Here is an 11,910-nt window from a genome sequence, read left to right as displayed (position 1 = left end):
GAATCGCCATGCAAATCGGAACCGTACTGCTGCTTTTTGTAGGATTGGCCATCGCCATTCTGTTCATGGGCTTCAAGGTCGTGCCCCAGGGCTATCAATGGACAGTCGAGCGTTTCGGTCGCTATACCAATACTCTCAAGCCCGGCCTGAATATCATCATTCCGGTCATGGATCGCATCGGCCGCAAGATCAACGTGATGGAGAGCGTGCTGGATATCCCGCCGCAGGAAGTCATCACCGCCGACAACGCCACCGTGCAGATCGATGCCGTGTGCTTTTTCCAGGTGGTCAATACGGCCCAGGCGGCTTACGAGGTCAACAACCTCGAACATGCCATTCGTAACCTGCTGCAAACCAATATCCGTACCGTACTCGGCTCGATGGAACTCGACGCCATGCTCAGCCAACGCGACGGCATCAATGAAAAACTGCTGAAGACCGTGGACGAAGCCACCGCGCCCTGGGGCATCAAGATCACCCGCATCGAAATCAAAGACATCAGCCCGCCTGCCGACCTGATGGCCGCGATGTCCGGCCAGATGAAAGCCGAGCGGATCAAGCGCGCGCAAATTCTTGAGGCCGAAGGGTTGCGAGCATCGGCGATCCTCACCGCAGAAGGTAAAAAGCAGGCCCAGATCCTGGAAGCCGAAGGTAGCCGGCAAGCGGCATTCCTTGAATCCGAAGCCCGCGAACGTCAGGCCGAAGCGGAAGCACGGGCAACCCAAGTGGTGTCGGAGGCCATCGCCTCGGGCAACGTGCAGGCGGTCAACTACTTCGTCGCGCAAAAGTACATCGACGCCCTGGGCAAACTGGCCTCGGCCAACAACAGCAAAGTCATCCTGATGCCACTTGAAGCCAGCCAGGTGATCGGTGCGGTCGGCGGCATCGGCGAGATCGTCAAAGCAACGTTCGATAACAAAAAGGGCTGAGGCCATCGCCATGTGGGATTTCCTGCTGCACCTGTCGTTTTGGGATTGGCTGGCTTTGGGCACAGTGCTGTTGATTCTTGAAGTTTTCGGCGCCGGCGGGTACCTGTTGTGGATGGGCATCGCAGCGGCTGCCGTGGGCGTAATCAAGTTTTTGGTTCCGCCGCTGGGCCTGGAATGGCAATTGCTGCTGTTTGCCGTGTTGTCGATATTGACCGCTGTTTACTGGTGGAAACGCCAACGCAGCAGCGCCAAGGCCAGCGACCAACCGGGATTGAATGAGCGCGGCTCAGAACTGGTCGGTCGCACGTTCGTGGTACACCAGGCGATTGTGGATGGACGAGGCAAGGTGAAAGTCGGGGATGGCGTGTGGATGGTGAGCGGCCCCGATTGCCCTGTAGGCACTCAAGTGCGCGTGATTGCCCAGGAAGGCGTGGTGTTGAAGGTTGAAACTGTTTAGTCAGTGACGGAACTCGTTTGGATAAATTACGATCCAAACGTACAGATCACCCACCCGGAGTCACCCATCATGCGTCTCAAATATGCTGTCGCAACCCTCGCTGTGCTTTCCCTCCCTGTCGGTTCAGCCATGGCCGACAGTTTCTGGCGCAACGTCATCTCCTCAGGTGCTACCACCGGCTCGACGTACCTGACCTTCAAGGATCACAAGCTGGTGGTCGCCGCGCAAGACGATGCTGGTAGCTTTGTTGCGAGCGACGGCGGTATCCGTGGCCCGTATCTGGAAGCCGCAATGCAGAAAGTCCGCGCCGACAACCCAGGCCTGCAAGCCACGGATATGGAACTGGCCAACGCCATCCTCGCGAAGAATGCCGTCACCGAGTAATAGCCTCTCGCTGAAAAATGCCGCTTTTGAAGCGGCATTTTTTTGCCCGCACGGTGACGATTCATTCACAGGCGACAGGCTATATTCAGTCGAGCCGTGCCACCATGCCCGTGCTGACAAGCCTCACCACCATCGCCAATTTGAACGGATGCCGTCATCGTCATGAGCCAACAGCCTTTCCTGCCGTTTTCCAAGCCCACCATCGATGAGGCCACCATCTCGGCGGTAGGCGACGTCCTGCGCTCGGGCTGGATCACCAGCGGGCCGAAGGTGCAGGCGTTCGAGGCGCAGCTGTCGGAATACTTTGGCGGCCGACCGGTGCGCACGTTCAACTCCGGCACCTGCACCATGGAGATTGCCTTGCGCATCGCCGGCATCGGGCCGGGCGATGAAGTTATCACCACGCCGATCTCCTGGGTCGCCACGGCCAACGTTATTCTGGAAGTCGGCGCCACACCGGTGTTTGCCGATATAGACCCTGTCACCCGTAATATCGACCTGGCCCAAGTGGAAGCCGCCATCACCCCACGCACCAAGGCGATCATTCCTGTCTACCTGGCCGGCCTGCCGCTGGACATGCCGATGCTTTACGCACTGGCCAACAAGTACAACCTGCGCATCGTCGAAGACGCCGCCCAGGCGTTGGGTTCCAGCTGGGACGGCGAGCGCATTGGCGCCACCGGGGATTTCGTGTCGTTCAGTTTCCAGGCAAACAAGAACATCACCTCTTCCGAGGGCGGTTGCCTGGTGTTGAACAATGCCGAAGAGGCGCGTCTGGCCGAAAAATACCGCCTGCAAGGCGTTACGCGTACTGGCTTCGACGGCCTGGACGTGGACGTACTGGGCGGTAAATTCAATATGACTGACATTGCCGCCGCCATTGGGCTGGGACAATTCGCTCATATCGAGCAGATCACTGCCCATCGCCAGAATCTTGCGCGTCACTACTTCAACTGTTTTGGCAGTGACTTCGAAGAAAAGTACGGCGCTCAACTGCCGCCGGCCGACTTCGAAAACAGCAACTGGCACCTGTTCCAACTCGTACTGCCGGAACGCCAGGACGGTTTGCCCGCCCGCGCCACGTTCATGGAAAAAATGCAGGCTCTGGGCGTCGGCATTGGCTACCACTACCCGCCGATCCACCTGCTGAGCCTGTATCGGGCGCAGGGATTCAAGGAAGGCATGTTCCCGGTGGCGGAAAAGGTCGGGCGCTTGATCGTGTCGCTGCCGATGTTCACGGCGATGACGGAGGCGGATGTGGAGCGGTCGGTGGCGGCGGTAAAAGCAGTGTTGACGGCGAGCTGAACACTTGCGGTTCAATGTGGGAGGGAGCAAGCCCGCTCCCACATGGGCCTCGCGTTTATTCGCCGATGGCGGCTTTGTAGCCGGCAGCATCCAGCAGCTTGTCCAACTCAGCCGCGCTGCTTGGCTTGAGCTTGAAGATCCAGGCACCGTATGGGTCAGAGTTCAGCAGTTCAGGGCTACCGCTCAATTCCTCATTGACGGCGATTACTTCACCTGCAATCGGGGCGTAGATATCCGAAGCCGCTTTCACAGACTCAACCACCCCAGCCTGGTCTCCCGCCCCGAACGTGGCGCCGACCTCAGCCAACTCAACAAACACCACATCTCCCAACGCTTCCTGGGCATGATCGGAAATCCCGACGGTAACAGTACCGTCAGCTTCCAGACGGGCCCATTCATGACTCTCGGCAAAACGCAGGTCGGCTGGGATATTGCTCATTGTCTGTGTCCTCAAGAAGAAATGTCAGCGGCCATTTGCCCGCCGGAATAGTTAGATCAAGGTCTTGCCATGGCGTACGAAGGTCGGTTTGACCACTCGAACCGGGTACCACTTGCCGCGGATTTCCACTTCGGCCCGATCGGCAGTCGCCGCCGGTACACGCGCCAGGGCAATGGATTTGCTCAGCGTAGGAGAGAAACTACCACTGGTGATCTCCCCTTCGCCAACATTGGCGATACGAACCACCTGATGAGCGCGTAAAACCCCACGTTCCTCCAGCACCAGCCCCACCAGTTTGGACTGCACACCCGCCGCCAGCTCTGCTTGCAGCGCAGTACGGCCGATGAAATCGCGCTCGGCAGGCTCCCAGGCGATGCTCCAGGCCATGTTGGCCGCCAGGGGCGAAACATTTTGGTGGATATCCTGGCCGTACAGGTTCATGCCAGCCTCCAGACGCAGGGTGTCCCGAGCGCCCAGACCGATAGGTGAAATACCGGCGCCCACCAGGTCGTTGAAAAAACCCGGCGCCTGATCGGCAGGCAGGACAATTTCCAGGCCGTCTTCGCCGGTATACCCAGTGCGAGCGATAAACCAATCGCCGTCGGCCTGGCCTTCAAAAGGCATGAGTTGATGGATCAGGGTGCCGCGCGACTGGGTTACCAACTCTGCAATCTTGTGGCGCGCATTGGGGCCCTGGATGGCCAACATCGCCAGTTCCGGGCGCTCATTGAGGTGCGCCTGATAGTTACCCAGTTGTGCCTGCATCCAGGCCATGTCCTGGTCGCGGGTGGCGGCGTTGACCACCAGCCGGTAACCGGCCTGGGTGCGGTAGACGATCATGTCGTCCACCACCCCGCCCTGCTCATTGAGCATGGCGCTGTACAACGCACGGCCGCAGCCATGCAAACGATCGACGTCATTGGCCAGCAGATGCTGGAGCCATTCCTTGGCCTGGGGGCCTGTGACATCGATCACGGTCATATGAGATACATCGAACACCCCGCAGTCGCGTCGCACCTGATGGTGTTCTTCAACTTGCGAGCCGTAATGCAAAGGCATATCCCAACCGCCAAAATCGACCATTTTCGCGCCGAGGGCGAGATGCAGGTCATACAGAGGCGTACGCTGTCCCATGGGTTTCTCCTTCCGGGCTTGGCGAAGGTGCGCAGCGTTGCCAAACGCGCTGGAAGCCTTGAATGACAAGGACTGCAGTCACGCTAAGCGCGCCGATCCGAAGGATGGACCGCACCGAATGCCGCGCATTGTAGCCGCAAGCCGTAGGACTGGCACCTAACCGATTTGTCGCGCCGAGCGTCGGATCAGCCCGATGACCGGCAGCAACCCCACCAGTACCAGCGTCAATGCCGGCAGGGAGGCGCGCGCCCACTCCCCTTCGCTGGTCATTTCAAAGATCCGCACCGCCAACGTATCCCAGCCGAACGGGCGCATCAGCAGGGTCGCGGGCATTTCCTTGAGCACATCGACAAACACCAGCAGCGCCGCGCTCAAGGCGCCGGGAAGCAACAGAGGCAGATACACTTTGCAAAACAGTCGCGGACCGCTCACGCCCAGACTGCGGGCGGCCTCCGGCAAAGATGGGCGGATTCGCCCTAGACTGTTTTCCAGCGGCCCATACGCGACCGCCAGGAATCGCACCAGATACGCCAACACCAACGCCAGCAGGCTGCCCAGCAGCAGCGGCTTGCCCGCGCCGCCCAGCCAGCCCGACAGCGGCACCACCAATTCGCGGTCCAGGTAGCTGAACGCCAACATGATCGACACTGCCAGCACCGATCCCGGCAAGGCATAGCCAACATTGGCCAGGCCGATCCCGGAGCGAATCGCTCGGGTCGGCGACAGGCGGTTGGCGAAAGCGAGCACTAATGCCACGGCTACGGTGATCAACGCCGCGATACCGCCGAGATACAGAGTGTGAACGATCAAGCCGGCGTAGCGCTCATCGAGGTCGAAGCGGCCGCGCTGCCAGAACCAGGCCACCAGTTGCAGTACCGGAATCACAAAGGCGCAGGCGAACACCAGGCCGCACCACGCGCTCGCGGCCGCCGCCTTGAACCCACGCAGGTGATACAACGCCTTACCTCGCGGTCGCTCGTTGCCGGGGCGGCTCGCGCCTCGCGCACGGCGCTCGCCGTAAAGCACCAGCATCACCACCAGCAGCAACAGGCTCGCCAACTGGGCTGCGCTGGACAGGCTGAAAAAGCCGTACCAGGTCTTGTAGATGGCCGTGGTGAAAGTATCGAAGTTGAACACCGAGACAGCACCGAAATCCGCCAGGGTCTCCATCAATGCCAAGGCCACACCTGCACCGATCGCCGGGCGCGCCATGGGAAGGGCTACGCGCCAGAACGCTTGCCAGGGCGACTGGCCCAGCACCCTAGCGGCTTCCATCAAGCCCTTGCCCTGGGCCAGGAACGCCGTACGTGCCAGCAGGTAGACGTAGGGATAGAACACCAGCACCAACACGACAATCACGCCACCGGTCGAACGCACCCGTGGCAGGCGCAACCCCATACCGAACCACTCGCGCAGCAGCGTCTGCACGGGGCCGGAAAAGTCCAGAAGGCCGACGAACACGAAGGCCAGCACGTACGCCGGGATGGCGAAGGGCAGCATCAACGCCCAGTCGAGCCAGCGCCGGCCAGGGAACTCACAGAGGCTGGTCAGCCAGGCCAGGCTGACGCCCAGCAGCGTCACGCCCACGCCGACACCCAGCACCAACGTCAGGGTATTGCCCAGCAGACGGGGCATCTGGGTGTCCCAGAGATGGGACCAGATTTGCGCGTCGATACTTTGCCAGGACAACACCAGCACGCTCAGCGGCAGCAGCACCAGGGCGGCAACGGTGAAGACCGGCAGGTACCAGCGACGTTGGGCAGGGTGGGCCAAAGGTGGGTTCTCGGTAATGAATATCTTGAAATCACCGCAACCCAATGTGGGAGGGGGCTTGCCCCCGATGGCAGCGGATCAGTCACTGATCAGTAGACTGACACTCTGACATCGGGGGCAAGCCCCCTCCCACAGTTAGATCTGCGGCGTCCTACAAATTGTACTTAGTTCCAGCCGGCGCGATCCATCAACCGAATGGCCTCTGCCTGACGCTTGCCCGCGACCTCCACCGGCAGGGTATCCGCGACGAACTTGCCCCAGGTCGCCACTTCGGCCGACGGCGGCACTGCCGGGTTGGCCGGGAACTCCTGGTTCACATCAGCGAAGATCTTCTGCGCTTCAGGGGTGGTCATCCACTCCACCAGGGCCTTGGCGGCTTCCGGGTGTGGCGCGTATTTGGTCAGGCCGATGCCCGACAGGTTCACGTGAACACCACGGTCGCCCTGGTTGGGCCAGAACAGTTTTACCGGCAGGTCCGGCTTCTGCTTGTGCAGCCGGCCGTAGTAGTAGGTGTTGACGATGCCCACATCGCACTGGCCGGCGTTGATAGCTTCCAGTACCGCAATGTCATCGGAGAACACGTCGGTGGAAAGGTTATTGACCCAGCCCTTGATGATTTCTTCGGTCCTGGCCGCGCCGTGGGTTTCGATCAGGGTAGCGGTCAGCGATTGGTTGTAGACCTTTTTCGCCGTGCGCAGGCACAGGCGGCCTTCCCACTGCTTGTCGGCCAGGGCTTCATAGGTGGTCAGGTCGGAGGGTTTGACCCGGTCGGTGGAGTAGGCGATGGTCCGCGCGCGCAGGCTCAAGCCGGTCCAGGCATGGGCCGATGAGCGGTATTGAAGGGGGATGTTCTTGTCGATCACCGCAGAGGTGAACGGTTGCAGGATGCCCATTTGCTCGGCTTGCCAGAGGTTACCGGCGTCGACGGTGAGCAGCAGGTCGGCGGTGGCGTTGTCGCCCTCGGCCTTGATGCGCTGCATCAGCGGGGCTTCCTTGTCGGTGATGAACTTGACCTTCACGCCGGTCTTCTGGGTGTAGGCATCGAACACTGGCTTGATCAGTTCGTCGATGCGCGAGGAGTAGACCACCACTTCGTCGGCAGCCTGCACGGCGCAGCTGCCGAACAGGGTGAGTGCCAGGGCAGTCAGAAGGCGCTTGGATGCCAACATAGGTGCGGTCTCTCATGAACGAAGGATCGCAAATGATAAGGACTCACATTTGCCGGCGCTCGGTAGAGGCGTTACCAGATGTTGCACGCCCCGTCAGGGCCTGGCCAACTCCGGCAAATCCCCGCTCAAGCCGAGGGCCTGGCGCACGAATAACGCCTTGGCTTGCGGCAGCCGGTCGACCATTTTCAGGCCCGCATTGCGCAACCAGCGCAGCGGCAATGGGTCGGCCTGGAACAGCCGCTCGAAGCCCTCCATCGACGCCATCAACGCCAGGTTGTGCGGCATGCGGCGCCGCTCGTAGCGGCTCAGTACTTTCTGGTCCGCCAGGCGCTCACCGCGCTCGGTGGCCGCCAGCAGCACCTCGGCCAGTACCGCCGCATCGAGAAAGCCCAGGTTCACGCCCTGCCCGGCCAGCGGGTGGATGACGTGGGCGGCGTCGCCTATCAGCGCCAGGCCTTCGGCCACGTAACGTTTGGCATGCCGCTGACGCAATGGCACGCAGACGCGCGGGTCAGCGCTCACCACGGTGCCCAGGCGCCCCTCGAATGCTCGCTCCAGTTCGCGGCAGAAGCTGTCTTCATCCAACGCCATCAAGCGTTCGGCTTCAGTCGGAGTGGTCGACCAGACAATCGAACACCAATCCTGCTGGCCGTCGCGCTCCAGCGGCAAGAATGCCAAGGGCCCGGTATCGGTGAAGCGCTGCCAGGCCGTACGCTGGTGCGGCTGGGTGCTGCGCACACTGGTGACGATAGCGTGGTGCAGGTAATCCCACTCACGAGTGGCGGTACCGGTGAGGCGGCGCACGGCGGAATTGGCGCCGTCGGCCGCCACCACCAGCGGTGCACGCAGCTTGCGGCCGTCGGCCAGGGTCAGCAGCCACTCATCGCCGGAGCGACGCATCTGTTCGAGTCGCGCATTGGCCAACAGGCCCAGGTCGCAGTCATGCAGGCGGTCGAGCAAGGCGTCCTGAACCACGCGGTTCTCGACGATATGCCCGAGCGCCTCGGCATGCACACTGGCCGCAGAGAAGTGGATCTGCCCGGTGCCGCTGCCGTCCCACACCTGCATCTGGCCATAGGGGCTGGCGCGACGTGAGACGATACCGTCCCACACGCCCAGTCGTTCGAGGATGCGCTGGCTGGCGGCGGACAACGCGCTTACACGAGGTTCGAAGGCCGCGTCACGGTCGAACGGCTTGACACTCAACGGGCTGCCATCGAGCAACAGCACCTGCAGGCCGCTGCCCTGCAACGCCAGCGCCAGGGCGCTTCCGACCATTCCGGCCCCGACAATCAGCACATCTGCGCGCATGTCCATGCTTTAAGCCTGTCTCACTGGCGGCTTGCGCCGCACATAAAGGGTTTTGTCGACCCGCGCCACCAGGGTGCCGGAGCCGTCATGAATCTGGACCTTAAGATGAGGCAGATATTTCTCGCCCCCTTCGGTCTGACGGCGCACCTCATCGAGCAGGGTGTCGTCGATAAAAAATTCGGCATACACCGGGCCTTTGCCCGGCGAGATGAAGTCGATGCTGGCGGCCTTGTCCCAGACAATGTAATCGCGCCCCAGGTTCTCCATGAGCATCAGCATGTAGAACGGATCGACCATCGAATACAGGCTGCCGCCGAACTGCGTCCCTACGTAGTTGCGGTTGTACCAGCCCAGGCCCATGCGCACTTTGACGTGCCGAAAGTCGGCGCTCATGTGCTGCACGCTGATACCCGCGCCCAGGTACGGCGGGTACACCGTCATGATCCAGCGCAACAGGCGCGCCTTGCCCAGGCGCTCTATCAGCCACTTACGCATCGGGGCGCGTGCCCAGGCCCATGGCCTGCCGGGCGAACCAGCGCTTGGCCGGTGGCAACAGATCCAGGCCCAACAGCCCCATGTTGCGACCCATCGCCACTAACGGTTGTGCACTGCCAAACAGCCGCGTGACCTGGTCGGAAAAGCCCACGGTGAGCGTCTGATCCATGCGCTGGCGGTCACGGTAGGCTTGCAACGTTGCCAGATCTCCCGGCACCGCCGGCCCGGCCAGCAAGGCTTCGGCCAAGGCGTGCGCGTCACGCAGGGACAGGTTGAAACCCTGCCCGGCAATCGGGTGCAGGCTGTGGGCGGCATTGCCGATGATGGCCAGGTGAGAGCGCACTTGCTCTTCGGCTTCCACCAATGTCAGCGGATACAAATGTCGCGCACCGACTTGCTTGAGGGTGCCCAGGCGATAGCCGAACACGCTCTGCAGTTCGCTGAGGAAACTGCGTTCGTCGAGATCGGCCAGGCGCTGGGCGTCCATCCCGACGCGCGTCCACACCAGTGCACAGCGGTTGTCCGGCAGCGGCAGCAAGGCCATCGGGCCATCATCGGTGAAGCGTTCGAAGGCTTCGCCGTTGTGAGCTTCACTCGGGGTGATGTTGGCGATCAGCGCACTCTGGTTATACGGTCGGGTTTTCACGCCGATGCCCAGTTGTTCGCGCAAACCGGAACGGCCGCCATCGGCCAGGATCGCCAGGTCGCACGCCAACTCGGTTTCATCGTCGAGGGTCAGGCGATAGCCGTCGGGCAGTGGCGTCATGCGCGTGACATGCGCCGGGCAACGCCAGCTCACCACGTCGCTGTCCAGCCCTTGCCACAGGCATTGGCCCAGCCAGGCGTTTTCCACCACATAGCCAAGGGCCGGCACACCTTCTTCCATGGCGGACAAGCGCGCGGTGGAAAAACGCCCGCGGTCGGAGACGTGAATCTGCTTGATCGGCTCGGCGCGACGAGCGATGGCCTGCCACAGGCCCAGCCGCTGGTAGATCTGCCGGGCGCCAAACGACAGCGCCGAGGAGCGCGCGTCGTAGCTGGGCTGGTAGCTGTCGCCGGGAGCGAACGGTTCGATCAGCACGATCTTCCAACCGCGCGCCTTGGCCCCGGCCTGCAACGCCAGCGCCAGGCTGGCGCCCACCAGGCCGCCGCCGATAATCGCCAGGCTGACCCGGCTCATCGAGCAGCCGCCATCAACGCTTCGATGTCGGCGACAGTCTTGGGCACGCCGCCGGTCAGGATTTCACAGCCTTGCTTGGTCACTACCACGTCGTCCTCGATGCGCACGCCAATGCCACGCCATTTCTTTGCCACGTTCTGGTTGTCCGGCGAAATATAAATCCCCGGTTCCACGGTCAGCGCCATGCCGACTTCCAGCACGCGCCACTCACCGCCTACTTTGTACTCGCCTACATCGTGCACATCCATGCCCAGCCAGTGCCCGGCGCGGTGCATGTAAAACGCTTTATAAGCTTCGCTGGCGATCAACTCGTCGACTTCGCCGTGCAACAGCCCCAGCTTTACCAGCCCGGCGGTGATGACCTGCACGGTGGCCTCATGGGCCTGGTTCCAGTGCTTGTTGGGGGCGATCTGCGCAAACGCCGCCTCCTGGGAAGCCAGCACGATTTCGTAGATTGCCTTCTGCTCCGGCGAAAACCGACCATTGACCGGCCAGGTGCGCGTGATGTCGCTGGCGTAGCAGTCGATTTCACAACCGGCGTCGATCAACACCAGATCGCCGTCCTTGAGCGGTGCGTCATTCTGCTGGTAGTGCAGGATGCAGCTGTTGCGCCCGGCGGCGACGATGGACCCGTAGGCCGGCATTTTCGCGCCCCCCCTGCGGAATTCGTAGTCCAGCTCGGCCTCCAGGCTGAATTCGTACAGGCCGGCGCGGCTGGCCTGCATCGCCCGCACATGGGCGGCGCAGGAAATCCGCGCGGCTTCGCGCATCACCTTCAGTTCCGCCGCCGATTTATACAGACGCATGTCGTGGAGCAAATGATCCAGGGCAACGAATTCGTTCGGAGGCTGCGCGCCCAGGTGGGCCTTGGAGCGGATCACGTTGATCCACTCCATCAAATGCCGGTCGAATTCGGCATTGCTGCCCATGGCCGAGTACACGCGGTCGCGACCTTCAATGAGGCCGGGCAGGATGTCGTCGATGTCGGTAATGGGGAAGGCATCGTCGGCACCGAACTCACGGATTGCGCCTTCGGTGCCGGCGCGCAGGCCATCCCACAGCTCACGTTCGGCATTGCGTTCGCGGCAGAACAGCACGTACTCGCCATGCTGGCGACCGGGCATCAGCACGATCACCGCTTCGGGTTCGGGAAAACCACTCAGGTATTGGAAGTCGCTGTCCTGGCGGTACACATGCTCCACATCACGGTTGCGGATCGCCACGGCAGCGGCCGGCAGGATCGCGATGCTGTTGGGTTCCATCTGCGCCATGAGCGCCTTGCGGCGTCGGGTGTATTCCGCTTTGGGGATATGGATCATGGGCAGATGGGTGTC

At 61.9% G+C, this 11,910-nt stretch carries 12 protein-coding genes; 4 read left to right on the top strand and 8 right to left on the bottom strand.

The genetic code is table 11. The features are described from left to right. The first annotated feature begins 8 nt into the window (after positions 1-8). From OSC50_RS25925 to OSC50_RS25910, 4 genes are all read left to right on the top strand, one after another. Complete coding sequence (locus OSC50_RS25925; RefSeq protein WP_010207363.1) at positions 9-929, top strand: SPFH domain-containing protein; 921 nt, start codon at positions 9-11, stop codon at positions 927-929. Positions 930-939: 10 nt separating this feature from the next. After that, on the top strand, positions 940-1,386 hold the full coding sequence (locus OSC50_RS25920) for an NfeD family protein (RefSeq protein WP_266247379.1): 447 nt from the start codon (positions 940-942) through the stop codon (positions 1,384-1,386). A 69-nt stretch (positions 1,387-1,455) separates the two neighbouring features. After that, a complete protein-coding gene (locus OSC50_RS25915) occupies positions 1,456-1,770 on the top strand; it encodes a DUF2388 domain-containing protein (RefSeq protein ID WP_003176799.1) in 315 nt (104 codons plus the stop codon). Between the two features lie 162 nt (positions 1,771-1,932). Continuing rightward, entirely contained in the window at positions 1,933-3,075 is a 1,143-nt protein-coding gene (locus OSC50_RS25910) for a DegT/DnrJ/EryC1/StrS family aminotransferase (protein ID WP_181076410.1), read from the top strand. Positions 3,076-3,130: 55 nt separating this feature from the next. Here the strand turns inward: OSC50_RS25910 and gcvH are convergent, their stop codons facing one another. The 8 genes from gcvH to pepP all read right to left on the bottom strand — a co-directional run bounded on the left by gcvH (position 3,131) and on the right by pepP (position 11,895). Further along, positions 3,131-3,514, bottom strand: a complete 384-nt coding sequence (gcvH, locus tag OSC50_RS25905; RefSeq protein ID WP_181076409.1) for a glycine cleavage system protein GcvH — start codon at positions 3,512-3,514, stop codon at positions 3,131-3,133. Positions 3,515-3,565: 51 nt separating this feature from the next. Next, entirely contained in the window at positions 3,566-4,648 is a 1,083-nt protein-coding gene (gene gcvT / locus OSC50_RS25900) for a glycine cleavage system aminomethyltransferase GcvT (RefSeq protein WP_253509745.1), read from the bottom strand. A gap of 156 nt (positions 4,649-4,804) precedes the next feature. Next, positions 4,805-6,421 carry an ABC transporter permease gene (locus OSC50_RS25895; protein WP_266247383.1) on the bottom strand — a complete coding sequence of 539 codons (1,617 nt, stop codon included), beginning with the start codon at positions 6,419-6,421 and terminating at the stop codon, positions 4,805-4,807. 164 nt (positions 6,422-6,585) lie between these two features. Continuing rightward, complete coding sequence (locus tag OSC50_RS25890; protein WP_253509747.1) at positions 6,586-7,590, bottom strand: extracellular solute-binding protein; 1,005 nt, start codon at positions 7,588-7,590, stop codon at positions 6,586-6,588. 93 nt (positions 7,591-7,683) lie between these two features. Then, a complete protein-coding gene (locus OSC50_RS25885) occupies positions 7,684-8,901 on the bottom strand; it encodes a 2-octaprenyl-3-methyl-6-methoxy-1,4-benzoquinol hydroxylase (RefSeq protein WP_181076583.1) in 1,218 nt (405 codons plus the stop codon). 9 nt (positions 8,902-8,910) lie between these two features. Further along, positions 8,911-9,396 (bottom strand): DUF4442 domain-containing protein, encoded by a 486-nt coding sequence (locus tag OSC50_RS25880; protein ID WP_181076403.1) that lies wholly within the window; start codon positions 9,394-9,396, stop codon positions 8,911-8,913. Then, complete coding sequence (gene ubiH / locus OSC50_RS25875) at positions 9,389-10,576, bottom strand: 2-octaprenyl-6-methoxyphenyl hydroxylase (protein WP_181076402.1); 1,188 nt, start codon at positions 10,574-10,576, stop codon at positions 9,389-9,391. The genes OSC50_RS25880 and ubiH overlap by 8 nt, the downstream gene beginning before the upstream one ends. Continuing rightward, a complete protein-coding gene (gene pepP / locus OSC50_RS25870) occupies positions 10,573-11,895 on the bottom strand; it encodes a Xaa-Pro aminopeptidase (protein WP_266247386.1) in 1,323 nt (440 codons plus the stop codon). The genes ubiH and pepP overlap by 4 nt, the downstream gene beginning before the upstream one ends. Positions 11,896-11,910 lie beyond the last annotated feature (15 nt).

The organism is Pseudomonas quebecensis (genome assembly GCF_026410085.1).
Classification (GTDB): Bacteria; Pseudomonadota; Gammaproteobacteria; order Pseudomonadales; family Pseudomonadaceae; genus Aquipseudomonas; species Aquipseudomonas quebecensis.
Note: the sequence above shows the minus strand (reverse complement) of the source record. Positions and strands in the feature narration are given on the sequence as shown.